Raw genomic sequence first — 24,512 nt, 5'->3', positions numbered from 1 at the left:
CTATGTTGCAGGCCAGAAAATTCTTCAGTGGCAAAAATGCCACGCTTTTACTGGACCAGGTGGTATGCAGTGCGAGCAATGCAGCTGCTGTTATGGTGGCCGCGTTCTTTCTTTCCGGCGACCAGCTCAACCACTATGTGACGGTTCAATTGATTGGCACTTCACTAATCGGCTTTCAACGGTCTATTTTTTTGGATCCCTCCTTGGTGATCACCGGGAATGGAACTGCGAATGTGGCATACGGCAAGTGGCTCTGGCGTTCCTTAGGACCATGCACAGTCGTAGCGCTGAGCATTGCCTACCTGCTTGAGATATCCTTCTTCAGTCCCCTAACCGTGCTATCAATCCTTTTTCCCCTGGTGCAAGATTGTCTTCGGTATCGGAGCCTGGCGCACGGGGCATATGCTCGCACACTGGTTTCGGACGGCGTCTGGTTGATCGCTCTCCTCCTGGGCACGATACTTTATCGGCCGGACTCTCCTGAGGTCATGCTGGCCCTGTGGGGAATGAGCGCAGCCATGTCTGTGCCCGCATTGCTCTTTCGTCTACCTTCGGCTCGGCAAAAGTCACTAAGGGCACCACTGGCATTGGGCAGGTACCAAGTCGCTGAGTGGACCATCGCCAGCCTGACTTCGGTTGCACCGTTACTTGTGGTTCAAGCTGTGTTGCCTGTGGGTAGTGTTGCGGCGTTTCGACTGGCGCAAACGGCCATGGGCCCTCTCAACACACTGAACAACTTCGTGATGGTGCGTTTCCTCCTGGGGAGTTCTACCCTGCAAAGCCATGACCGTCTTGGGATGCAGCGGGTTGTGCGACACTCCTCCTTGGCAATTTCATCTGTAACTTTAGTTTATGGCGCACTGGCCTGTTTGGGGTTCTACCTGGCGCAGCCGTGGCTTGATCCGACCATCGTGACACAGGTGGCATACGCGGTTCCGGTCACCGTGCTGGCCGCCGTGCTAATGAGTCCCTGCACTCCTTACCTTGGACTTGCCCGTTCGTTGTCGCTCCAGCGACTTACAATCACGCCACGTTTCGTAGTTCTAGTCTTTAACGTCCTTGCCACGGCCGCTGGTTTCTGGCTCTGGAACCATTACCGCTTCGACCCTCTGGTGGTCACTATCCTTGTCACGTCAATGGCATCTCTCGTGACTTACAGGCTAATGTACAAACGGACGCTTAGTCGGGCCGCGCGCTCGAAGTGCCCCTGAGACAATTCACTACGGTTTTACTAAGGTGCGACACGCCAGATGCGTGTCATTGACATGATGGTTGTTATGACATTTGCGCCTCGCACCGGAGTCTGCGGCGTTTTTGTTCGTCTTGGAGACATGCGCTACCGCAGTTTGGCGGGTTATATATCTGAGGTATCAGCATCACCCGCGGCTTAGAAGCTACCTTGACCTTAGGTGAACCGGGGTTTTTGGGAGCGGCTTGGAACCTTTTGCTGTTCTCGTTCATCTTTCTGGTCTCGGCAACCTCCACATCGATAGATGACAGGTTGGGTGTTATGTCGCGGGGATCACGGCGGGTTTTGTCATGGTCTCGTGCTCAGTGGGGTCAACCGCCCGAGCCAGGCCTGCCTTCAGGGCCGGGAATAGGTCCGCTCGGTCCCAGCGACCATCGCTATGCGCTGTTCGTTGCGGGTCGCCGCGAAACGGCGCCTGAGAACGTTCCTTTGTAGCGGGGCGAGGAAAGTTGTCATGGCCTCCATGTCCCCGGTCGCACTCTCCTTGGATTAGCCCGCATCAGCAAAACTTCTTTTGACTTGGCAGAAGCCAGGGTAGGAAGCTCGGCGTGTCGAGTTAGCGGGGTCCCACCGTCGGTCCGCGATCAGGTCGTCGTACTGAGGTTGGACGGCAACCGTGGGGTGCACGACGTCGCCCTGGAACTGAGCATCAATTCACGAGACGCTGCGGAACTGAATGACGTCGGCTCTCCGGAATCGTGTAGCCAGCTCAGCTGTCTTTAGCATTGATGAGCCGTTCGAACTGGCCAGGCTGCATTGGACAGTCGCCGAACGCAAGATGCACAAGGGACTGCCGCACGAATAGGTGACACCCGATCTGGCTTGCCCGCTGGGCGGCCTGAAAGGATGTTGCTCTGCCCGCTCCCTATCCCCAAGAATTCCGTGACGACGTCGTACGCCTGCCCCGCACTCGTGAAGACGGCGTGACACCGGCGCAGATGACCAAGGGCTTCGGCATCCACGATATGACGCTGTCGAAGTGGATGCGCCAAGCCGAGGTCGAGGACGGCGAGAAGCCCGGCATGACAAGAGCCGACTCCGCGGAAAACCGTGAGCTGAAGAAGCGGATCCGCCTCCTCGAGCAGGAGAACGAGGTCCTACGCCGGGCAGCGGCCTACCTCTCGCAGGCGAACTTGCCGGGAAAAGGCTCCACCCGCTCGTGAGTGAGCTGGCCGCCGACGGGATCTCCGTCGCTGTGACGTGCCGGATGCTCAAGCTCTCCCGCCAGCCCTACTACCGGTGGCTGGCGGGCGAACGCCCTGTTCGACGCCCAACAGGATGACCCCAAATTTGGTTACTGCTTTCTGGCCGATGAGGCCAAGGACGCCGGCGAGGTTATGTATGAGCGCAGCGTGTGGCCGATCTGCCAGGACAACCGCTGGTGGTCGCCGTTCGGGAAGAAACGGGCGAAAAACGGCAAGAATCCCGGGCCACCGGTCCATGACGACCTGGTGGAGCGCGACTTCACCGCCGTCGGGCCGAACCAGCTGTGGTTGACCGACATCACCGAGCACCAGACCGCCGAAGGCAAGCCGTACCCGTGCGCGACTAACGATGTCTCCTCCGGACGGATGGTGGGCTATTCCATCGACTCGCGGATGAAGTCCAGCCTGGCGGTGCAGGCACTGCACGACGTGGGCACGCGCCGCGGTGATGTGGCCTGCTGCATCGTGCATTCGGACCGCTGGTCGCAATTTCGTGCTCGGAGTTTCGTGCACGCTTCGAACCGGCACGGACTGGTTGGCTCGATGGGCAAGATGGGTACAGCCGGGGACAACGCCGCGATCGAGAGCTTCTTCGCCCTGCTTCAGAAAAACGTCCTCGACTGGCGGTCCTGGGCGAGCCGGGACGAGCTGCGGATCGCGGTTGTCACCTGGACTGAGCGGACCTATCACCGGCGCCGCCGGCAAGTCCGTCTGGGGCGGCTGACCCCATCGAGCACGAGACCATGATGAAGCCCGCCGTGACCCTCGCGGCATGAGACCCCACCTAACACCTAACGGCGCGGCAGTCCCCCGGACCGCACCCCACCCGGCGAGCACCGCGATGAACCACCAGCCGACGACCCTGACCCACAGGGGGAAGTGCCCGTAGAAGAGCACGGGGGCCAGCTGTTGGGCTCGATGACCACGCCGAGGCCGATATGCCCCGAGAGTGCGGGGCACAGCAACAGCAGCCACCCCCTGATGCCGAGGTCGCGGGCAAGCTTTCGATGGGGCGACATAGAGCCTCCAATGTGAAGAGCCACCCCGCAGGGTGGCTCGTGATCGTGTGGTGTACATGAACAGCCAGGAACGAGATCTGCTTGCGGCACGTAAAGTCCAAGGGCGAGGCCATGCCAACATTTACACTTGCTTAATACACCCCCCCGGTACTGCACCCCCCGAGCGGAGCACCTATGAAGCAATCCTCGCTGCCCATCCGCAGGGCCCTCAATGAGATCGAGCCGGAGTAGATCACCATGATGATGAACTGCCCCTCGACCCCGCAGCGCATACACCTGCTCGCTATAGCCCGCACGTTGCTCTACGCGGGGCTGTTCATGGTGTCACTGCTGGTGATCCGCATCGGTGGCGAGATCACCGTCGGGGACGTGCTGCTCATCGGCGCGTTCCTCGTGACCGCCGCCGACGTTGCCTTAAATGGGCGTCCCATCAAGTTCGGCAACGGTGGGGTGGCCGCATTCGCGTTGCTTTTCGTGGGGGGAGTGCTGACCAGTTTCGTGGCCGCCAACCCCTCCGGCAGTGCGACCGTGGCGGCCAGGGTCGCACTGCTGGCATTCCTAATTCCGTGGGCGATGACCGTGCTGCTCGACACCCGGCGGAGGCTCGCCACGGGGCTCAGTTTCCTGGCCGCGGGCGCGGCAACTTGCGGCGCCGGCTCAATTGTCCAGCTGCTTGTGGGCGACATCATCCCCGGTTCACAAACAACCACAGGCGGCCGGTTCCCGGGTTTCGCAGTGCACGTCAGTGACACAGGTGGGGTCGTCTGTCTCGCCGTGGTCTACGGCGCCGGCCTGCTGTTCTCCCGAGGTACCGTGCGGCGGCTCGCCGGTGTGCTTTCCCTCGCGCTCGGCCTCGTCGGGCTGATCCTTTCGGGCAGCGTGTCCGGGATGATCGCCGCCGTCGTTGGGATCTTCGCCCTGCTCATCTGGCACCGTCTGCACCTGGGCAAGATCCTCGCCCTGGGCGCACTCATGGTGGCCGGTGCCTCATGGGCGATCTCCGCGATGGCGGTTCAGGACAACGCCCTCACCCCCGTCGAGCGGATCAAGCAGGCCACCGGACTGACCGGTGGTGACGCCGGGCTCAACACGAGTGCGACCCGGTGGGAAAGCATCGTCGCCGGGTGGGAGGGCTTCATCCAAAACCTGTTCCTCGGGGCCGGGTTGGAACCCGCCGCCGCCGTCACAGCTGTGGATCTACCGGCGCACAACTTTTTCGTGGCGGCGCTCTACCAGGGCGGGATGATCTTCACCCTTGGCCTGGTGATCACCCTGGTGCGGCTCGTGTGGCGTGGCCTGCGGTCGGCCTGGCAGCGCGGTGTCCCGGCAGCTGCGGCAGCTGGGATGGTCACCGCGTTGGTGTTCGCGATGACCGCCCCCAGCTTCTTCAACCGCTACTTCTGGTTGCCGATCGCCCTGGCCGCGGTGGCGTATCAGGTAGAGCGCACCCAGACCCGGCCGGTTAGGCGAAGTTCGGTCGCCGCCTCGACCGCTCCGGCGTTGGTTGGCTAGACGGTAAGTAGTGACCACCCGGGTTCGCCGGGGGTTGCGGGCCGGGGCCTCACGCACACAGATTCGTGGGTTATCGAGCAGAGGCCGCCTGCTCGGCCTATCCGACATGTGTGAGAGGCCGCGGTGTTTACAGAGCGTGCGAGCGTAGGCCCGGATGTGCACGCACGATCGGTCGCAGCCGCAGCGATCGACGGTGCCACCGGCGAACTGATCCAGGCGAGACTGACCCCTAATCACGACCACATCCGCAGTTGGATCGGGGACCTGCCAGGGCCGGTGGCGGTGGCCTACGAGGCCGGCCCCACCGGGTTCGGGCTGTCCCGGATTTTGAATGACAACGGGATCTGGTGCGTGGTCGCGGCTCCGTCGAAGCTGCAGCGTACTTCCGGGGAGCGGATCAAGACCGATGCACGGGATGCAGTGCACCCGGCCCGGCTGCTGCGCCTGGACGAGATCACCACGGTGACGGTTCCCGGGGTGGAGCAAGAAGCCGCCCGGGACCTGGTGCGGGCCAGGGAGGACTGCCACGGGGACCTGATGCGAGCCCGCCACCGAGTGTCGAAGCTGCTGCTGCGCCACGGCGTCGTTTACACCGACGGGGCGGCCTGGACGGGCGCTCACCACGCCTGGCTGGCCCGCCAGCACCTGGGAACACCGGCGACCCCGATGGCCTTCGACGCCGAGCACGAGACCGTGCTGGCGACTTTGGGCCGCCGCGACCGGCTGGATGCGACGATCACCGCGATGGCCGTCGACACCCAGTTCACCCCGGGTCGTGCACAGGGTGCGCTGCGTGCGCGGGATATCCGTCCTCACCGGCTTCACCCTGGCCGTCAAGATCGGTGACTGGCACCGCTTCACCGGCAACACCCACGCCCGCCGACTGCTGGTCGAAGCCGCCTGGCACCACCGCCCCGCCTACAGGATCGGGGCCACCATGCGCATCCGGTGGGACAAGGCCCCGGTCGCGGCCCGGGCTTGCGGGGACGCCGGCAACCAGCGGCTGCACGAGCGCTGGGTGCGGATACTCGAGCGCAAGAAGCGCCCCACGGTCGCCAATGTGGCCATCGCCCGGGATCTGGCCGAGTGGTGCTGGTCGCTGGCGGTGATGGGGGACTGATCGGCCGCCCTTAAGCTGGTCCCTTGACGCTTGATCCGCAGGCAGCGCGTGGAACGATCCGCGAAACAACAATGAGCAGCACCACGACCGCTGTCGTGGTGCGACGCTCGATCCTAGACAAGCGGTCCGCTCCAGCCGAACACCGTCCAGTGGTACACAACCCGCGCATATCAGTCTGACCGCGCGTCGCCACCGACACGCTCCCCAGTCAGCACCGGCCGGGCCAAAAAAGGCCCCGTCCGGAAGCCATCCGAACGGCGCCTCACCCTGCCCTCTTGACAGGAACTCCCTACATATCAGTTATTGCTGGGCATGAGGTTTGAACCGTCACGGGTTTGATGCCGCTTCCTTTCGATGAAGGATGAGGACATGCCCAAGAAGTACGACGCCGAGTTCAAGGCCCGAGCGGTGCGCATGGTGCGCGAGCACCAGCAGGACTATCCGTCGCTGACGGTGGCCTGTCAGCAGATCGGTCAGCAGCTGGATCTGGGGCGGGAGACGCTGCGCAACTGGGTCCGTCAGGCCGAGATCGACTCCGGGGACCGGGATGGAGTCACCACGGCCGAGGCCGAAGAGATCAAGCGGCTCAAGGCCGAGAACAAACGGTTGCGCGAGGCCAACGAGATCCTGCGCAAGGCCTCGATTTTCTTCGCGGGGGAGCTCGACCCCCGCAATCGTTGATCGCCGGGTTCATCGACCAGATGAGGTCCGAAGGCTACGCGGTCGAGTCGATCTGCGCGGCCCTGCGCGAGCAGGGCGTGCCGATCGCCGCGAGAACCTACCGCTCCTGGAAGCAACCCGGTCGGCAGCCTGCCGCGCGCACGGTCAGCGACGCGATCGTCATGGATGTGCTGCTGGCCACCGTGGGCACCCCGGAGGGCCTCTACGGCCGGCGGAAGATGACCGCCTACCTGCGCCGGTGTGGGCTGGCGGTGGCCCACTGCACGGTGGATCGACTGATGCGCTCCCTCGGGCTGGCCGGGGTGGTCCGAGGCCGGCGGGTGCGCACCACGATCCCGGCCAAGGATGGGACGCGGGCGTCGGATCTGCTCAACCGCAACTTCACCGCCGCGGCCCCGAACACCGTGTGGGTCGCCGACTTCACCTACGTGCGCACCTGGGCCGGATTCGTCTACGTCGCCTTCATCGTCGATGTCTTCGCCCAGCGCATCGTGTCCTGGAACGCCGCCACCACCCGCACGACGGATCTGGTGCTCACCTGCCTGCGAATGGGCCGGTGGGACCGCACCCGTCAGGGCCTGGTGCTGCCGGAGGGGCTGATCCATCACCACGACGCCGGGTCCCAGTACACGGCGCTGCGCTTCACCGAGCATCTGGCCCTGGAGGGGATGGCCCCGTCGATCGGTTCGGTCGGGGACGCCTACGACAACTGCCTCATGGAGTCGATCATCGGCCTCTACAAGACCGAGTGCATCCGCCCGGGCCCGTTCGTGAAGGCACCACTGAAAACTGTCAGCGACGTCGAGTACTCCACGCTGGCCTGGGTGGACTGGTACAACACCCGCAGGCTGCACTCCAGCCTCGGCAACGTCCCGCCTGCCGAGTTCGAGGCCGCCCACTACGATCAGATCACTGCGCCCCAGCCGGCGGCGCAGCCCGTATAAAGACGGCAGAGAAGCCGTGACGGTTCAGGATGACCCGCGGCACCCACCCCGGCGGATCCATGCGGGGCGGCCGGGGTACATGGTTCATCTGGACATAAACAAGGTCGGACGGATTCCCAACGGCGGCGGTTAGCGCGCCCACGGCCGCAGATCCACCGCCGCGAAGGCGGCCTAGCGTGGGCCCGGGGCGAAGGTCGGCTACACCTATCTGCACTCAGCCGTGAACGGCTTCTCGAGATTGGCCTACACCGAGGCCCTCGAGGACGAGCGGGCCACCACCACGATCGGGTTCTTCTGCCGGACGAGAGCCTTCTTTGCTACCCACGGCATCTCTCGGTTGCACCGGATCGTGACCGACAACGGCGCCAACTACCGGGCCAAGGACTTCACCCGGTGCGTGGAAGCCCTTGCTGGCCGGCACCAGGGCATCAAGCCATACACACCGCGGCACAACGGCAAGGTGGAGCGGTACAACCGGCTGCTGGCCGAGGAGGTGCTCTACGCCCGCCACTACGTCAGCGAGCAGGCCCGCCGGGAGGCGATCGAGGTCTGGGTGAATCATTTCAACTACTATCGGCCGCATACCGCCGGCGGTGATCAGCTCCCGGCCTCACGTACCCCGGACCGCGCCAATAACGTCATGCTTTCTTACATCTAGGTCCTTCAGGTCCACACTCACAGATGCAGCATGCAGATGCACAGCGACGGCAGTCAGTAGCTCTGCGGGGGTACAAGATCCGGGAAATCGTCCTTGTGCAACACGAATACTCCGCCGGTGTTAGGCAAAAATTAGGACGTGCCCCGAAGAAGCGCCACAACGCCCTCGGTATAACGGCGAGTCATCTCGTCGAGCGTTGGGTGTTCCCAGGGACTCGCTGACTCGTCAACTGGCGCCTGTCGCGCTATCCGCAAAACCATATCCGCGTATGCGCGCGGGTCGTTTGCAGACGTCAGGCGGGAAACCCCTTCAACGAGATACTCGCTCTCGGGTGCGTGCCACGGCCAATCTGTTGTAAGAATTGGCCGACGGGCCACTAAAGCGTCCACGGCGACCAAGCCGATGCGTCCTGGCATTAAGATCGCCCGGCTGTAAACTAGGGCATCCGCCTTGCGGCGGGTATCCACCGGTCCGAGGTCCACCACCTGGCCGCGCTTGACCGCAGGATCCAGCAACTTACGCTCTGCGCCGGCACCACCCACTAAAAGCCGGATCCTAGGATCCTCCCCCCACAAGATGTCTAAGGCGTCGGCGAGGAAGGCAATGCGCTTACTGGAGTCCAGGCCGCCGACGAATGAAAATGTGTGCCGGCGCTGACCCCCTCCAAGGAAGGCGATACGGTCGACCGTACATTGCGTTGTTTCACACGCGTGTTGCAATGCCGCGGTGTCCACGGTGTTCATGACGGTGGTCACCTTTTCCTCCGGCACACCTCGACTCACCGCATCCGCCGCGCCGCCGGGGGTATAAGCAAATATATGATCCGCTAATCTCATTTGAAGTGTCTCAAGCCCTAGGTCCACGGGGTGTCCCGGGGCTACGTATGGCCGGACGTGTCCCCAAAGTCCGACGCGCACTCCGGTAGCACGAGCCATGAGCAAGCACTGATACACCGGAATCGACGATCCCTCCAGTCCCAGAATCACAGCATCAGTGTGCAGCCACGGAGTTGGTCGGATGCTGAAGTCGACGGAGCGCCTGCCGACGGTCAACGTTTTTTGCTGAATGGGTATCAGCCAGTCAGGCCGAACCGAATCTCCCCGGCCGGCCTGATCGCCTCGAGGTACACCAGCGGCCACAATGCAGTCCACTCCCTGGCTGGTCAGCACTTGGCGGAGCCGCTCAAAAAATGGCACGCGATATGTGGGCACGTAGGGCTGGACAATGACCACTCGCCGAGTCATGCCGGCGACTCCTTCAGCTTGTAAGCAGTGGTGTAGATTGAGAGAAGTTTTGCGGCCACCGATGGCATCGAATAAGTCTTCTTGACGGCTCTGCGAGCGTGATAACCCATTTCGAGGCGTAACTCAGGATCCGCCAGCAGCCGTGCCAATGCACGCTCCACGTCCTCCGGATCGTCACTGCAGACAATGCCCGCGCTCTGTTCCTGCACCATGGGGGCGAGTCCACACGTGTCCGTGACTATCACCGGGAGGCCTAATGACATGGCTTCGAGCACAGCCATGGGGAAGGGCTCGTCTGTGGAAGGCAGGACGTAGACAGCGGCCTTCCGCATGCGCTCAAGTGTCTTTTCGGGCGCCACTGAGCCTGACCATGTGATTCTGCCAATGCCGTTTTGCCGTTGCAGTGCGGCGTGGACGGCCTTACCTTCTCCCTCATCCGCCCCAACGAGGGAGAAACGCGCAGTGGGAAAGACGGTGCTTAGGGCGCCAGCCGCTCGGACGAAAACCAGGGGCCGCTTCCGAGGATGCAGCCGCGCAAGATAAAGGGCTTCTGGCGCGACATGCGGTCCTTGGGCATGCTCTGTCGCCGGGGACTCCGGCAGTGGCACACCATTGGGCAGGTGGGCGAGGCGGAGGTTTGCTCCCGCCACATCGATCAGGTCTGCCTGTTCTCGATCCGTCAGATACATGACACATCGTGCGGCGCGGAGGACCGGCCGTGTGAGTATTCGATCCAGGGGTACGCCCAAGACATTGTCGGTGTGGTCGATCATACCGTGGGTCTGGACGACGAGCGGTTTTTTCGCCAGTAAAGCAATGGCTGCTACTGGAAGGGTTACCAGGTCACGCGCAAGATGTACGTGAATTACATCAACGTTGCGCATTGCGCCTCGAAACCAATTGAGAAGACTCGGTGAGGTGAGGCCGGCAAACCCGGACTTCGGTATCACTCTGCGAGCCGGGAAGAGATGCACCGGAAAGCCGTCGAATGCGTCCGGCAACGGACCCTCAAAACCACCTGCTGCAGCAGCAACCACCACCTCGTGACCCATTTCGCTGAGCGCCTTAGCTTGATTGATGGCCACACGCACTGGGCCGCCGTAGGCGCCGTCCGGGCTGATGTAGGTGACGACCTGGAGGATCCTCACGACTGTGCTGCCTCGGGTCGGCCTCTGAAACGTTGTCCTTTGATTTCGGTCGCCGGAGGACCTATGACGAGGTTTGGATCGACGTTCTGGTTCACCAGCGTCAGCGGCTGCACCAGCGCCGACCGACCCACCGTCACTCCTCCGGTGACCACGCAGCGCGAGGTGACCCAGGCGCCGTCGTCGATGGTCACCGGCCGGGTGATGAGGCCCATGTCCTTGCGGTGGGCGTGGCTGCCGGTGGTGATGAACGTTTCCTGCGACACGACCGCGTCGTGGCCGATGGTGACCTGATCCTGGTTGTGGATCCACACGCCCTCGCCGATCCAAGAGCGGTCTCCGATCTCCAGGTTCCAGGGGAACTTGATGCGGGTGCGGGGCCGGATGATGACGCCGTCTCCGATCTTCGCGCCGAAGGCCCTCAGGGCCTTTGCGCGGAGACCAGAACTGATCTGCCACGGGTTCGTGACGAGGACGAGTTCCGTGGCGGACCACAGGTAGATCATCCACTTCGGTCGGTTCCAGGCCTCGCCCTCGCCGGGGGCCTGGGAGAGGTCGATGACCGGGACGTCGGTGTCGGCAGAGCTGCGCTCGGCGGGGGGTGCCATGAATACCTCTGCGTGTGGGGGGGCGGGGAGGTCATGTGAGCTGAACCACGGGGCGACGTGGGGCGTCTTCCCGGAGCTGAATGCGCTCACATGTATCGTTCGATTTATACCCCATCCCCCTCGGCGGGCCGCTGATCCCCCTCGGCGTTGCTCCCAGTGTGACGAAAGCACCCCCATGCCCCCACGTCTGACGATCATCGGCATCAACTACTCTCCCGAGTCCAGTGGCAACGCGCCCTACACCACGGCCCTCGCCGAAGGCATGGCCGAACTGGGCTGGGACGTCAAGGTCATCACCGGGTTCCCGCACTACCCGCAGTGGCGGGTCTATGACGGCTACGAGGGACGCAAGTTGGAGGCGAAGCAGGGCCGCGTCGATGTCCTACGGCTACGCCACTACGTCCCCGCGGAGCCGAAGCTGCTCAACCGTCTGCTGATGGAGGTGCATTTCGGCGTCCGTGCTGCCCTGGCGGACTGGGGCCGGCCGGACGTCGTCCTCTTCGTCAATCCGGGGTTGTTCTCCTCGGGAGTGGCGGCCCTCCGCGCGAAGCTCGGCCGGCGCCGTCCCGGGACAGCGATCTGGATCCAGGATCTCTACTCCCGCGGGCTCGAAGAGGTGCACACCTCGGCCGCTGCGCTGGCCCCCGTCATGCGGAAGGTCGAGGGGCTGGTTCTCCGGGCAATGGACCGGGTGATCGTCATCCACGACCGGTTCCGCCGCCACGCGGTCAACGAACTGGGCGTCGCTCCCGAGCGGGCGCTCATCCACCGCAACTGGTCTCATATCACGCCACAGCACGCCATCGACACGGCCTCGGTCCGAGCCGAGCGGGGATGGTCCGAGGACGAGGTGGTCGTCCTGCATGCCGGCAACATGGGTGTGAAGCAGTATTTGGAGAACGTGGTGGACGCCGCCCGGCTCGCCGACGAGCGGGGATCGCAGGTGCGGTTCGTTCTGCTCGGCGCGGGCAACCAGCTGCAACGCCTCAAGGGCCTCGCGGAGGGCGTTGAACGCCTGGAGTTCGTCGACCCCCTGCCCGACGAGGAGTACACCGCCGCGCTGGCGGCCGCGGACGTCCTGCTCGTGAACGAGAAGCCCGAGCTTCGGGAGATGTGCGTGCCGAGCAAGCTGACGTCCTACTTCGCCACCGGGCGCCCTGTCCTGGCTGCGGTGGACGACGAGAGCTCCTCCGCCGGCGAGGTCGAGTCCTCCGGCGCGGGAAGGGTCATCTCCTCCGGAGATCCCGCAGGGTTGCTGGAGGCAGCGCAGGCGCTCGGTGCCGACCGGACGGCAGCCTCGGAGATCGGCGGTCGCGGTCCCGCGTACGTGGCGGAGCATCTCGCCGCGGACGCAGCCATGCGCCGATGGGACGATGTGCTCCGTACTTTGACGCAACATGTCCGCCGCTGATCACCGGCTTTGCCAATTGATTCACTAGCATAAAGCTGTCCCCCCAACGGCCCACGTCTCATCCCCCCGAAGGACGATCATGCACGCCACCCCCAAGAAGGCCTTCATCACGGGCATCACCGGTCAGGACGGTTCCTACCTGGCGGAGCTGCTGCTCGCCAAGGGGTACGAGGTCCACGGCCTGATCCGGAGGGCCTCCACGTTCAACACCCACCGGATCGACCACCTCTACTCGGACCCGCACGAAACCGACGCGCGCCTGTTCCTGCACTACGGGGATCTGTCCGACGGCTCCCGGCTGGTGACGCTGATGGCGCAGATCCGCCCGGACGAGGTCTACAACCTCGCCGCCCAGTCCCACGTGAAGGTCTCCTTCGAGGAGCCCGAGCACACCGGGGACACCACGGGGCTGGGCACCATCCGCCTGCTCGAGGCGATGCGCCTGGCCAACGTGGACGCCCGCTACTACCAGGCCTCCACCTCCGAGCTGTACGGGGCGACCCCGCCGCCGCAGTCGGAGACCACCCCGTTCTACCCCCGCTCCCCCTACGGGGCGGCAAAGATCTACTCCTACTGGATCACCAAGAACTACCGCGAGGCCTACGACATGTTCGCGGTCAACGGGATCCTGTTCAACCACGAGTCCCCCCGCCGCGGCGAGACCTTCGTGACGCGGAAGATCACCCGGGCCGTGGCCGCGATCAAGGCCGGGCAGCAGGAGAAGCTCTACATGGGCAACCTCCAAGCCATCCGCGACTGGGGCTACGCCGCCGAGTACGTCGAGGGCATGTGGCGGATGCTGCAGGCCGACGAGCCCGAAGACTTCGTCCTGGCCACCGGCACCCCCTGCACCGTGCGGGAGTTCCTGGAGATCTCCTTCGACCACGCCGGGCTGGACTGGCGCGAGCACGTCGAGTTCGACGAGCGCTACCTGCGCCCCACCGAGGTCGACGCCCTGATCGGGGACCCCGCCAAGGCCAAGGACAAGCTCGGCTGGGAGGCCACCATCAAGGCCCCCGAACTGGCCCGCCTCATGGTGGATGCGGACATCGCCATGCTGGAGAACGACGCCTGGGTCGACTCCGTCGAACTCGCCTCCTGGGCCAAGTGACGGGAGAACCCACCGTGACCGCACAGACCACCGAAGAAACCACCGAGCAGGCCGCGGACACGACGACGTCGTTCGTCCCCGGCCCGCTGGAGCGCACCGCACCGTTCTACGTGGCCGGCCACCGCGGGCTGGTCGGCTCCGCGATCTGGCGCAAGCTGCAGGCCGAGGGGTTCACCGACCTGATCGGCCGCACCTCCGCCGAGCTGGACCTGAAGGACCGCGAGGCGGTGTTCGCTTTCTTCGCCGAGGCCAAGCCGCGCTACGTGGTGCTGGCCGCGGCGAAGGTCGGCGGGATCCTGGCCAACAACACCTACCCCGTCGACTTCCTCTCCGACAATCTGCGGATCCAGGTCAACGTCCTCGACGCCGCCCTGGCCCACGGAGTGGAGCGGGTGCTCTTCCTCGGGTCCTCATGCATCTACCCGAAGCTGGCCGACCAGCCGCTGAAGGAGGAGTACCTGCTCACCGGGCACCTGGAGCCCACCAACGACGCCTACGCGATCGCCAAGATCGCCGGGATCCTGCAGATCCAGGCCGTGCGCCGCCAGTACGGGCTGCCCTGGATCTCCGCGATGCCCACCAACCTCTACGGGCCCGGGGACAACTTCTCCCCCACCGGCTCCCACGTGCTGCCGGCCATGATCCGCCGCTACGAGGAGGCCCGGATCGCTGGGGCCGAGTCGGTCACCAACTGGGGCACCGGCACCCCGCTGCGGGAATTCCTGCACGTGGACGACATGGCCGACGCCTGCCTGCACCTGCTCGAGCACTACGACGGTGCTGAGCACGTCAACGTGGGCACCGGCACCGACGTCACCATCAAGGACCTCGCCCACCTGGTGGCCGCCGCCGTCGGGTACGAGGGCCGCATCGAATGGGACACCACCAAACCCGACGGCACCCCGCGCAAGCTCATGGACGTCTCCAAACTGGCCGCAGCCGGCTGGACCGCCCGGATCCCCCTCGAGGAGGGCCTGCGCACCACCGTCGACTGGTACCGCCAGCACCAGGACGGTATCCGCGAGTGACCGTCACGCAGCCCCCGACCCCCGAGCCGATCCCGAGGAGAACCATGGAGCACCTTGACGCAGAGCGCGAAGCCCCGGCGCTCGATGCCCGGGATCTCCTGCGTCTGGTGCGCACCCACTGGCGGGCCATCACGCTGATCACCCTGCTCTGCACGCTCCTGGCCCTGGGCTGGACGCTCATCCAACCGAAGATCTACTCGGCCACCGCGTCCGGGCTGGTCGTGGCGACCGGTGAGCAGGACCTGGCCAGCGCGCTGGCCGGGAACAACCTGGCGCAGTCCAAGGCCGTCTCGTACGAGTCCTTGGCGACGGCACGGCCCGTCGCTGTCACGGTGATCGACGAGCTCGGTTTGGACGCCACGCCCGAGGAGCTGCTTCCGCGCATCGCCACGGAGGTCCCGGTGGACACGCCGGAGATTCGCATCACGGCCGATGCGCAGGACCCGACGGAGGCTGCCGATCTGGCGAATGCCTGGGTCGTGGCCCTCTCCGAGCAGGCGCGGGCGGTCGAGAGCCAGGGCGACGAGGACGCCATCAACCGCGTGGCCGTCCAGCCGCTGAGCAACGCCTCGCTGCCGCCGACGCCGTCCTCGCCGAACCTCAAGCTCAACCTGGCTCTCGGCCTCGTGGGCGGTCTGGGGCTGGGGCTGCTCTACGCCTTCGCCCGGTACAAGATGGACCGGCGGATCAAGTCGGTCGAGGAGATCCGGGACGGCTTCGGCGTCGCGGTCCTCGGTGTGATCCCCACGGACGAGCGGCTGGTCGATCACCGCGAGATCATCGAGACCGGCTACTCCGGCGGGCGCGGCCACCACGAGTTCTCCGAGGCCCTGCGCGAGCTGCGCACCAACCTCAGCTTCGTCTCGGTGGACAACCCGCCGAAGATGATCGTGGTCACCTCCTCCCTGCCGGGTGAGGGCAAGTCTTCGATCACCGCCAACCTGGCGGTGGCCATCGCCTCGACCGGGCGCAACGTCGTCGTCGTCGACGGCGACCTCCGCCGCCCGGTGATGACCGACCTGTTCGGCCTCGTCCCCGGCGTGGGCGTCACGGACGTGCTGACCGGGCAGGTCCAGGTGGACGAGGTGCTGCAGACCTACGACAAGTTCCCGAACCTGCAGGTGCTCGGCGCCGGCCGCACCGCCCCGAACCCTACCGAGCTGCTGTCCTCGAAGGCCATGCACAACATGCTGGAGACCCTCGCCGAGGACGCCCTGGTCCTGGTGGACGCTCCCCCGCTGCTGCCGGTCACCGACGCCGCGCTGCTCACCGCCTCGGCGGACGGGGCGATCATCGTGGCCACCGCGCAGAAGACCACCACGGACGAGTTGTCCAAGGCCCTGGAGAACCTGCACCAGGTCCACGGGCACGTGCTCGGCGTGGTGCTCAACCGCGTGCCCACCACCGGTGCGGACGCCGGGTACTACGGGTATTACGGCAAGTCCTACTACGCGAGCTCGGACGAGCAGACGGCGCCCACGACCGGTGCGCAGCCGATCGTTGCGGCTCCGGCTGCCGCTCCGGCGGCGCCGTGGAAGGAGCCCACGGCCCCGGCGGCCGAGGACGCCGCCCCGGCTCCGCAGGCCGAACAGACCAAGAACGAGGACTCCCCCGAGCACGAGACCTTCGGGATCGAGGCGTGGGGCCGGTCCGGTTCGTCCTCCGGGTCCACCTCCACGGGCCACTGAGCCCGACCGGTTTCCGGCTGTTCCGTCCACGAGGCGCCTTCCTGCGGGAAGGCGCCTCGTGCGCGTTGCGGCTCCTGCGATCTGATTCCGGTGCTGCGTCTACCCGGGTTCGTTCATCGCCGCGATCTGGATGAGGTTGCCGCAGGTGTCGTCGAGCACCGCGGTGGTCACCGGGCCCATCTGCGCCGGCTCCTGCACGAAGCGCACCCCGAGTCCGATGAGCCGCTCGTACTCGGCCTGCACGTCCTGGACGGCGAAGCTGTTGAACGGGATGCCGTCGGCCACCAGCGCCTCCTTGAACGGGCGGACGGCCGGGTGCTCGGAGGGCTCCAGCAGCAGCTCCACGCCGTCCGGGACCTCGGGTGAGACCACGGTGAGCCAGCGGAAGGGTCCGGCCGGCACGTCGGTCTTGAGCTGGAAGCCTAGCTTGGTGGTGTAGAAGTCCAGGGCCTTCTGCTGGTCGTCCACGAAGATGCTGGCGGTGGTGATTCTCATGGCGTGTCCTTCGGTGGGGGCGGCAGGGCGTCCAGCCACTGCCGCAGGTCGGTGAGCGGGGTGGTGTCCAGGTGGTGCACCGTGGTGCGGCCCCGGACGGTGCTGGTCACCAGGCCGGCCTCGCGCAGCACGGCCAGGTGCTTGGTCACGGCCTGGCGGGTCAGGGACAGGCCGTGGCCGGTGGTCAGGCGCACGGTCAGCTCGAAGAGGCTCTGGTCGTTGCGCGCGGCCAGTTCCTCGAGCAGGATCCGCCGCGCGGGGTGCGCCAGCGCCTGGAAGAGGATGTCCACGCGACCAGAATAGGCAACTCCTGGGTTGCTGGTCCAGCATGGCCGGACTGTGACGATCTGCCGCGCGGCGGTGCTCTGCTCACAGCAGAGGACCCGCCCGCCGGCGCCGGGACGGACCTAGCATGGATCCATGAGCGACGTGATCGAGCCCACACCGGCCTATCTCCCGGCGCCCGCGCCGCGGGATCGGACGGCGCCGCGAGCGCCCGTGGACCCGCTGTGGAGGTCTGTGCTGGGGATGTTCCTGCGCCGCCATCGCCTGGAACAGGGGCTGACCCTGGCGCAGGTGGCGCGCACCTCCGGGGTATCCACGCAGTACCTCTCGGAGATCGAGCGCGGGGTGAAGGACCCGTCCTCGGAGATCATCGCCGCGGTGGTCGGGGCGCTGGGGCTGAACCTGCTCGACCTCACCGCCGGGACCACCGGGGTGCTGCGGGACGCGGCCCCGGCCGCCCGGGCAGCGCCGGGCGGGCCGGTGTGCCTGGCCGGTCCTGTGGCCCTGGCCGTCTGAGCGGCCGCACCCGCGGCACCGCTGCCCCGGCTCACCGGGCCCGGACCTCCCGCGGGGTCACCACCCGGTCGGCCACCCCGTAGGCCACGGCCTCCTCGGCGGTGAGCACGAGGTCCCGGTCGGTGTCCTCGCGGATCTGCTTCGGGGTGCGCCCGGTGTGCCGGGCCAGGACCTGCTCCAGCTGCGCGCGGGTGCGGGCGATCTCCTCGGCCTCGAGGATGAGGTCCGGGATGGTGCCCTGGCCCTGGGCGGCGGGCTGGTGCAGCACCACCCGGGCGTGCGGCAGCACCGAGCGGCGTCCCGGGGCGCCGGCGGCCAGCAGCACCGCGGCCGCCGAGGCGGCCTGGCCCACGCAGGTGGTCTCCACGGGGGCGCCCACGTACTGGATGGCGTCGTAGACGGCGAGCATCGCGGTGGTGGAGCCGCCCGGGGAGTTGATGTAGAAGCCGATCGGCTGGTCGGAGCCGTAGGAGTCGAGGTAGAGCAGCTGGGCGATCAGGACGTTGGCGACCCCGTCGTCGATCTCGGTGCCGAGGTAGACGATCCGCTCGGCCAGCAGCCGGCTGAAGACGTCCATGCTGCGCTCCCCGTTGGGCGTGCGCTCGACGACGTAGGGCACGGTGTAGGTGCTCATGACCGCACCCCCGCGGCGACGGGCGTCGCGGGGGACGCGGCGGCGCGGGGCCGGACGTCGTCGAGCCCGGCGATGACCCGGTCCACGAACCCATAGGCGCGGGCCTGCTCGGCGGTGAACCAGCGGTCGCGCTGGGAGTCGGCCGTGATCCGCTCGACCGGCTGGCCGGTGTGCTCGGCGATGAGCCCGAGCACGGTGTCCCGGGTGTGGCGCAGGTCCTCGGCCTGGATGGCGATGTCGACGGCGGTGCCGCCGATCCCGGCCGAGCCCTGGTGCAGCAGGATCCGCGCGTGCGGCAGGGCGTAGCGCTTGCCCGGGGTGCCGGCCGAGAGCAGGAACTGCCCGGCGCTGCAGGCCAGCCCCATGGCCAGCGTGGAGACGTCGTTGGGGATGATCCGCATGACGTCCATGATCGCGAGCATCGCCGGGACGGAGCCGCCCGGGGAGTTGATCCACAGGCTGATGTCCCGCCGCGGGTCCTGGGCGGAGAGCAGCAGCAGCTGGGTGCACAACCGGTTGCCGGTGGCCTGGTCCAGCTCGGCGCCCAGCACGATGATGCGCTGCTCCAGCAGCCGGGAGGCCAGTTCGTCGTCGATCGGGGTTCTGGGTGGTGCGGTGGTGGTGTTCATGGCCCCAGCGTGGACCCGGTCCGTGCGGGGCGGAACCCGTTTCTGCTGTGCGCGGCTCCGCCCTGAGCGGCTCCGCTGTGAGCGGTGTTCCTCCGCGGAGCTGCCCGGCGGATCGCCTGGCGACGACACGGGATGTCGCCTCCCGGCGGACCCCGCCGGCGGACCCCGTGGCTACCCTGGGAGCATGCCCAGCACCGCGCTCGCCCGCGCCCGGGGCCGGCCGGCCGGGACCGCCGATCCCCGGCTGGTGGACGGCGTGCTCGCCGCGGCGATGGGCGCGGTCGTGGCCGTGGTGGTCGCCGCGGACCTGGAGGGCACCGGCCGCGCCGGCCCGCTCGCGTACCTGTTCGCGGCCGGGTTCGGCGCCCTGCTCCTGGCCCGGCGGCGGGCGTCCCGGCTGGTGCTGGCCCTGACCGTGCTCGGCATTTTCGGCTACTACGTGTTCCAGCTCCCGCCGATCGGCATCGCCCTGCCCGCGGTGGCCGCCCTGTTCTCCGCCGCGGAGCAGGACCGCACCCGCGCGGCGGTGCTCGCCGGGGCGGTGCTGGTGTCCGTGGCGGCGTTCTTCCGGGTGGACGAGGGCCTGCCGGTCGCCTACCTGCTCAGCTACGACCTGCTGACCGACGTCGCCCTGGTGGCCGCCGCCATCGCCCTGGGCGTCGGGGTGCGCTCGCGGCGCGAGCTGCGCGCCCACGAGGAGCACCTGCGCGCCCTCACCGCGGCGGCCGAGCGGCGGGAGGCCGAGCGGCGCCTGCAGGCCGAGCGGGTGGGCATCGCCCGGGACCTGCACGACACCGTCGGGCACAGCCTGGCCGTGATCGCGGTGCACAGCAACGTGGCCGCCGAGGCCATCGGGCGCGACGACGGCGCCGCCGCCCGCGCCGTCGAGCAGATCCGCGCGGCCGCCTCCGCCACGCTGCAGGAGCTGCGCGGCACCGTGAAGCTGCTGCGCTCCCCCACCGCGGCCCCGGCCGACCGGTCGACCGTCGGCCTGGCCGGGCTGCCGGACCTGGTGCGCCGGGCCCGGGAAGCCGGGGTCCAGGTCAGCACGGAGCTCGACGCCGAGCCCGGCCGGCTGGACGCCGCCGTCGAGGCGGCCGCCTACCGGGTGGTCCAGGAGTCGCTCACCAACGTCCTGCGCCACGCCGGCGCCGGGCACGCGACCGTAGCCCTGCGGCTCCGGGACGGGACGCTGCACGTGACCGTCGCCGATGACGGCCGCGGCGCCGCGCCCTCTCCGGCTGACGAGGTGGCTCCGGGCGCGGGCGCGGGTCCGGGCGCGAGCACAGGCCCGGGCACGGCTCGGGGTGCGAGCGCAGGTCCGGGTGCCCGTGCGGGACGTGATCCCGACGCGGCCGCGGACGAGGTCACCGATCCGGGCTCGGCGTTGCCGCCGGGCGGGCGGGGGCTGGCCGGGATGGCGGAGCGCGTGGGCCTGCTCGGCGGCACGCTCACGGCCGGTCCCGGGGAGGAGGGCGGGTTCGTGGTGCGGGCCGCCCTGCCGGCGAGGCTGGTCCCGTGATCCGGGTGGTGGTCGTGGACGACCAGGAGCTGGTGCGCACCGGGCTGCGCGCCCTGGCCGAGCACGACGGCGACATCACGGTCGTCGGAGAGGCCGCCACCGGCCGGACCGGGGTGGCCCGGGTGCGCGAGCTGCACCCGGACGTGGTGCTCATGGACATCCGGATGCCGCAGATGGACGGGCTGGAGGCCACCCGCGTCATCGTGGCCGACCTGGCGCTGCACGACGTCGCCGTGGTGGTGCTGACCACCTTCGACGAGGACGAGCACGTCTTCGAGGCGATCCGCTCCGGGGCCGCCGGATATCTGCTCAAGGACATCTCCGCGGCCGATCTGCGCCGGGCGATCCGGGTGGTCGCGGGCGGGGAGGCCCTGCTCGCCCCCGCCGTGACCCGTACTGTGCTCAGCAGCATCGCCGCCCGGCCGGCCGCGGTCCTGGACGCGGCACCGCTGGACCGGCTGAGCGAGCGGGAGCGGGAGGTGCTGCAGCAGGTCGGCCGGGGGCTGTCCAACGCCGAGATCGCCCAGGCCCTCTTCCTCTCCCCCGCCACGGCCCGCACCTACGTCTCCCGGCTGCTGCACAAGCTCGGCGCCCGGGACCGCGCCCAGCTGGTGGTCATCGCCTACGAGACCGGGCTCGTCACCCCCGGCATCTGACCCCGCCCCGCCGACCCCGCACGGAAGGACTGCCGTGGACGAGCTGCACCGGATCGCCGCCGCCTTCCCGGACCTGCGCTGGTCGCAGGCCCGGCGCATCACGGAGGGCTGGGACCACGTCGTCGTCCTCCTCGACGACGCCCGGGTGTTCCGCTTCCCGCTCGAGGCGCCCTACGCGGACGGCCTCGGCCGGGAGATCGAGGTCCTCGACCACCTCGCCGGATACCTCGCCGACCGCTCCACCCCACGTGCCGCCAAACGCTCCGGCGATCATGCCGCTGATCGGTCCGCCGATCGGGCCGCTGACGGCTTCGCCGGACCGCTGCCGGTGCGGATCCCGCGCTACGACCGGGTGGCGCCCGACGGCTCGTTCGCCGGCTATCCGATCGTGCCGGGCCGGACGCTGACCCCGCAGCTGATGGCCGCCCTGCCGGCCGCGCAGCGGGAGACCCTCAGCGCACAACTGGCGGAGTTCCTCTCCGCCCTGCACACCGCCCCGGTCACCGGGACGCCGCTGGAACGGGTGCCGCCGTCCTTCCTGGCCGAGGACCAACAGGAGATCCGCGAGGGGGTCGCCACCCACCTGCCGGCCGTGCTGGCGCCGGGAGAGCTGGCCGAGGTCGAGGGGATCCTCGCCGACGTCGACGACCTGCTGGCCGCCGAGCTGCCGGCGGTGTTCATCCACAACGACGTCTACAGCCGGCACCTGCTCTGGGACGAGGCCGCCGGTCGGCTGGGGGTCATCGACTTCAGCGACATGTGCCTCGGGGACCCGGCCGTGGACTTCGCCGAGCTGCACGAGTACGGCCACGCCTTCGTCCGCGCGGTCTACGAGCGCTACACCGGGCCGAAGGACCCCGGGTTCCTGGACCGGGCGTGGACCTATCAGCGCTGGGTCGGGGTGTACATGCTCACCGACCACTTCGAGGTCGGCAAGACCACCTGGTCCGTGGCCCGGGAGACCTTCGACCGCTGCCGCGTCCGGCAGGACTGAACCGGCCGTCATCCCGCGGACCGGCGGCCGGGTCTCGCTCAGCGGCGCGGGACGACCGGTGGACCGGCCCAGGCGGGCCCCCGGGCACCGGACCGGGACGGCAGCGCTGGACCGGGTCACTGCTCCAGGGCCGGGCGCAGCACCGACCAGGCCCAGGCGCCGAGGCGGGTGGGCGTCGTCGTGAGGGCGTCCCGGGGGTTCTCGGGGACGAAGCCGCGCTGCCCGCGGGACATGCCCAGCACCCCCTCCACCTGCGCGTCGGTGAAGCCGAGGCCCCGCAGCGCCTCGGCGACCTCGGACTCCTCCACCTGCTGGGCGGTCAGCGGCCGGCCGACCGCCGCTCCCACGATCCGGGCGACCTCGGCGAAGGAGAGGTCCTCGGGGCCGTGCACACCCTGGGTGTGCCGCCCGGTCCAGTCGCCGGCCAGCAGCCGGGCTGCGGCGACCTCTCCGATGTCCCGCGGGTCCACCCAGGGCATCCGGTGGTCCACCGGCAGGGTGGTGCTCAGCACCCCGGCGCGCACGGACTCGAGGTCCAGCAGCAGGTTGGTGAAGAAGTACCCGCAGCGCAGGTGGGTGGTGTGAGCGCCCGTGGCGTCGAGCAGCTCCTCGGTGCGGGCCAGGCCGTCGATGTCCCCGAACCCCTCCCGGGCCTCGGCGCCCACGCTGCTCTGGAACACCACCCGTGCCACGGCGTTCTCGGCGACCGCGGCCGCGGCCACCGCGCCGAAGCGGGCGTGGCCGGCCACCGGGTCGTCGTGGAGGCTCGGCGGGTTCACCCAGTACAGGGTCTCGGCGCGGGCCGTGGCCCGGAGCACCGCCTCGACGTCGTCCTGGTCCCCCTCCACCACCGTGCAGTGCTCCCGCACGCCGGGCTCCAGCCGGGCGGCGTCCCGGACCAGGACCGTGGGTCGGACCCCGGCCTGGAGCAGCAGCTGCACCACCCGGGAGCCGACGTGCCCGGTGGGCGTGGTGACCACGATGCTCACGCCGGGCCCTCCCGTCCGGCGGCCGCCCGGTCCTGGGCGCTGCGGTCCCCGGCGCTGCGGTCCCCGGCGCTGCGGTCCCCGGCGGTGCGGTCCTCGGTTCCGACCGGGTCGGCGACGGCGGCGGCGAGCGCCAGCAGACCCGCGGACACCTCCCGGATGACGTGCTCGGCCTCGGCCCAGGGAGGCTGGAAGCTGTGGGCGCACTCGATCGTGAAGCCCAGCACCCGGGTCCGGGACGGGTCGCCGAAGTGCCGGCTGTAGGCGTAGTCGTCGCTGGCCCCGGAGGTGGGATAGAGCCCGCCGAAGGCCGGCACCACGGGGTACTCGTCCCCGCGCACCTGCCGGATCGCCTCGCTCATCCGCGCCCCGAGCGCCAGCTCCGCCTCGAGGTCCGCGGCCGGGAGGTACTCCCGGTAGGCGGTGTCGCCGGGGATCCCGCGCAGCGCGTCGAAGGCGGGGTTGCGGAAGTTCTGCTCCGGGTCCGTGCTCTGGTGCTCGTCGCTGCCCCAGTTGTGCAGGATCACCGGCACGTAGCTGTGCACGTCCACGTGCCAGCGGATCCCCGGACAGGTGTCCAGCAGGTGCACCACGTTGCGGGTCTCCGGCTCCGAGGCGGCCGCGGGTCCGCGGTAGACCTGGCGGGGGTCGCAGGGGTCGGCGGAGGTGGCCACGTCCGCGTCGGGGTGGAACTTCGCGGTGTGCTCCCAGAGGAAGTCGAAGTTGCGGTTGACGTCCACCCCGGTGCAGATGCCGCCGGCCGGGTGCGGGCGCCGGTTCTTGCGCCACATGGGCTCGGCGGTCTGGCTGTGGTGTCGCCCGTCCGGGTTGACGCACGCGACGACGTAGAGGGTGGTGCCCCGCAGCACCTGCTGCACCCGGTCGGCGGGCACCCGGTGGCCCCCGTACACGAGCCCCGTGCCGCGGGTGGCGGCCTCCAGCAGGTCCGCGGCCAGGGACACGAGCGCGTCCGGCGGCACCCACTCCCGGGCGTGCACCCCGCCCAGCAGCAGCACCCCGGGGCGCTGCGGATCGGCCCCGATGCGCAGGCACCGGACCAGGCGGCCCGCGTGGGTGCGGTGCGGCAGCTCGATGAGCTCCGTGAGCTCGGGGTACTCGGCGGCCAGGGACTGCAGGGCCGTCTCGATCTCGTCGACGTTGAGGTAGCTCAT

At 68.1% G+C, this 24,512-nt stretch carries 21 protein-coding genes and 3 pseudogenes; 15 read left to right on the top strand and 9 right to left on the bottom strand.

Annotated features, from left to right (window positions below):
* The first annotated feature begins 2 nt into the window (after positions 1–2).
* From AYX06_RS19940 to AYX06_RS15955, 7 genes and pseudogenes are all read left to right on the top strand, one after another.
* Positions 3–1,211, top strand: coding sequence for an MATE family efflux transporter (locus tag AYX06_RS19940; protein WP_147017397.1), 1,209 nt, complete (start codon positions 3–5; stop codon positions 1,209–1,211).
* A gap of 892 nt (positions 1,212–2,103) precedes the next feature.
* A pseudogene (locus AYX06_RS19935) lies at positions 2,104–3,230 on the top strand (IS3 family transposase).
* Positions 3,231–3,710: 480 nt separating this feature from the next.
* On the top strand, positions 3,711–4,985 hold the full coding sequence (locus AYX06_RS15975; RefSeq protein WP_147017394.1) for an O-antigen ligase family protein: 1,275 nt from the start codon (positions 3,711–3,713) through the stop codon (positions 4,983–4,985).
* 123 nt (positions 4,986–5,108) lie between these two features.
* Positions 5,109–6,105, top strand: a pseudogene (locus tag AYX06_RS15970) (IS110 family transposase).
* Between the two features lie 369 nt (positions 6,106–6,474).
* Positions 6,475–6,786 (top strand): transposase, encoded by a 312-nt coding sequence (locus tag AYX06_RS20965; RefSeq protein ID WP_062733919.1) that lies wholly within the window; start codon positions 6,475–6,477, stop codon positions 6,784–6,786.
* A gap of 20 nt (positions 6,787–6,806) precedes the next feature.
* Positions 6,807–7,730 (top strand): IS3 family transposase, encoded by a 924-nt coding sequence (locus tag AYX06_RS15960; protein ID WP_062736824.1) that lies wholly within the window; start codon positions 6,807–6,809, stop codon positions 7,728–7,730.
* Positions 7,690–8,388: pseudogene (locus tag AYX06_RS15955) on the top strand (integrase core domain-containing protein); the annotation flags it as partial. The gene AYX06_RS15960 and the pseudogene AYX06_RS15955, both read left to right, overlap by 41 nt.
* 131 nt (positions 8,389–8,519) lie before the next feature.
* Here the strand turns inward: AYX06_RS15955 and AYX06_RS20285 are convergent.
* From AYX06_RS20285 to AYX06_RS15945, 3 genes are all read right to left on the bottom strand, one after another.
* Positions 8,520–9,131: a glycosyltransferase family 4 protein gene (locus AYX06_RS20285; protein ID WP_186815672.1), complete on the bottom strand. Its 612-nt coding sequence runs from the start codon at positions 9,129–9,131 to the stop codon at positions 8,520–8,522.
* A gap of 497 nt (positions 9,132–9,628) precedes the next feature.
* On the bottom strand, positions 9,629–10,780 hold the full coding sequence (locus AYX06_RS15950; RefSeq protein WP_062736609.1) for a glycosyltransferase: 1,152 nt from the start codon (positions 10,778–10,780) through the stop codon (positions 9,629–9,631).
* The gene (locus tag AYX06_RS15945) at positions 10,777–11,385 is read right to left on the bottom strand and encodes an LbetaH domain-containing protein (protein ID WP_062736608.1); all 609 of its coding nucleotides are present in this window, start codon (positions 11,383–11,385) and stop codon (positions 10,777–10,779) included. Before AYX06_RS15945 ends, AYX06_RS15950 begins: the two co-directional genes overlap by 4 nt.
* Before the next feature lie 175 nt (positions 11,386–11,560).
* Here AYX06_RS15945 and AYX06_RS15940 point away from each other — a divergent pair, with 175 nt between their 5' ends.
* From AYX06_RS15940 to AYX06_RS15925, 4 genes are all read left to right on the top strand, one after another.
* On the top strand, positions 11,561–12,796 hold the full coding sequence (locus AYX06_RS15940) for a glycosyltransferase (protein WP_062736607.1): 1,236 nt from the start codon (positions 11,561–11,563) through the stop codon (positions 12,794–12,796).
* Between the two features lie 79 nt (positions 12,797–12,875).
* Positions 12,876–13,907: a GDP-mannose 4,6-dehydratase gene (gene gmd / locus AYX06_RS15935; protein WP_062736606.1), complete on the top strand. Its 1,032-nt coding sequence runs from the start codon at positions 12,876–12,878 to the stop codon at positions 13,905–13,907.
* 14 nt (positions 13,908–13,921) lie between these two features.
* Positions 13,922–14,935 (top strand): GDP-L-fucose synthase family protein, encoded by a 1,014-nt coding sequence (locus tag AYX06_RS15930; protein WP_062736605.1) that lies wholly within the window; start codon positions 13,922–13,924, stop codon positions 14,933–14,935.
* A 44-nt stretch (positions 14,936–14,979) separates the two neighbouring features.
* The gene (locus tag AYX06_RS15925; RefSeq protein WP_062736604.1) at positions 14,980–16,623 is read left to right on the top strand and encodes a polysaccharide biosynthesis tyrosine autokinase; all 1,644 of its coding nucleotides are present in this window, start codon (positions 14,980–14,982) and stop codon (positions 16,621–16,623) included.
* 99 nt (positions 16,624–16,722) lie between these two features.
* On the opposite strand, the gene AYX06_RS15920 is transcribed toward AYX06_RS15925, so the two are convergent.
* Both AYX06_RS15920 and AYX06_RS15915 read right to left on the bottom strand, forming a co-directional pair.
* Entirely contained in the window at positions 16,723–17,118 is a 396-nt protein-coding gene (locus tag AYX06_RS15920; RefSeq protein ID WP_062736603.1) for a VOC family protein, read from the bottom strand.
* Positions 17,115–17,408 (bottom strand): ArsR/SmtB family transcription factor, encoded by a 294-nt coding sequence (locus tag AYX06_RS15915; RefSeq protein WP_062736602.1) that lies wholly within the window; start codon positions 17,406–17,408, stop codon positions 17,115–17,117. Before AYX06_RS15915 ends, AYX06_RS15920 begins: the two co-directional genes overlap by 4 nt.
* A gap of 130 nt (positions 17,409–17,538) precedes the next feature.
* Between AYX06_RS15915 and AYX06_RS15910 the strand changes: the two genes are divergently transcribed.
* The gene (locus tag AYX06_RS15910) at positions 17,539–17,919 is read left to right on the top strand and encodes a helix-turn-helix domain-containing protein (RefSeq protein WP_232319330.1); all 381 of its coding nucleotides are present in this window, start codon (positions 17,539–17,541) and stop codon (positions 17,917–17,919) included.
* A gap of 31 nt (positions 17,920–17,950) precedes the next feature.
* On the opposite strand, the gene AYX06_RS15905 is transcribed toward AYX06_RS15910, so the two are convergent.
* On the bottom strand, positions 17,951–18,553 hold the full coding sequence (locus tag AYX06_RS15905; RefSeq protein WP_062736601.1) for a ClpP family protease: 603 nt from the start codon (positions 18,551–18,553) through the stop codon (positions 17,951–17,953).
* Positions 18,550–19,182, bottom strand: coding sequence for a ClpP family protease (locus AYX06_RS15900; protein ID WP_062736600.1), 633 nt, complete (start codon positions 19,180–19,182; stop codon positions 18,550–18,552). The genes AYX06_RS15905 and AYX06_RS15900 overlap by 4 nt, the downstream gene beginning before the upstream one ends.
* Before the next feature lie 184 nt (positions 19,183–19,366).
* Between AYX06_RS15900 and AYX06_RS15895 the strand changes: the two genes are divergently transcribed.
* The 3 genes from AYX06_RS15895 to AYX06_RS15885 are packed head-to-tail and all read left to right on the top strand — an operon-like array spanning position 19,367 to position 22,354.
* Positions 19,367–20,704 carry a sensor histidine kinase gene (locus AYX06_RS15895; protein WP_062736599.1) on the top strand — a complete coding sequence of 446 codons (1,338 nt, stop codon included), beginning with the start codon at positions 19,367–19,369 and terminating at the stop codon, positions 20,702–20,704.
* On the top strand, positions 20,701–21,360 hold the full coding sequence (locus AYX06_RS15890) for a response regulator (RefSeq protein WP_062736598.1): 660 nt from the start codon (positions 20,701–20,703) through the stop codon (positions 21,358–21,360). Before AYX06_RS15895 ends, AYX06_RS15890 begins: the two co-directional genes overlap by 4 nt.
* Before the next feature lie 34 nt (positions 21,361–21,394).
* On the top strand, positions 21,395–22,354 hold the full coding sequence (locus AYX06_RS15885) for a phosphotransferase family protein (RefSeq protein WP_062736597.1): 960 nt from the start codon (positions 21,395–21,397) through the stop codon (positions 22,352–22,354).
* Between the two features lie 116 nt (positions 22,355–22,470).
* Here the strand turns inward: AYX06_RS15885 and AYX06_RS15880 are convergent, their stop codons facing one another.
* Positions 22,471–23,343, bottom strand: coding sequence for an NmrA family NAD(P)-binding protein (locus tag AYX06_RS15880; protein WP_062736596.1), 873 nt, complete (start codon positions 23,341–23,343; stop codon positions 22,471–22,473).
* A complete protein-coding gene (locus AYX06_RS15875; RefSeq protein ID WP_084271669.1) occupies positions 23,340–24,512 on the bottom strand; it encodes a M14 family metallopeptidase in 1,173 nt (390 codons plus the stop codon). Before AYX06_RS15875 ends, AYX06_RS15880 begins: the two co-directional genes overlap by 4 nt.

Origin of the sequence: Kocuria turfanensis, from assembly GCF_001580365.1 — a bacterium.
Classification (GTDB): Bacteria; Actinomycetota; Actinomycetes; order Actinomycetales; family Micrococcaceae; genus Kocuria; species Kocuria turfanensis.
The sequence above is the reverse complement of the archived record's forward strand: the minus strand, read 5'-3'. Positions and strand labels throughout refer to the sequence as shown.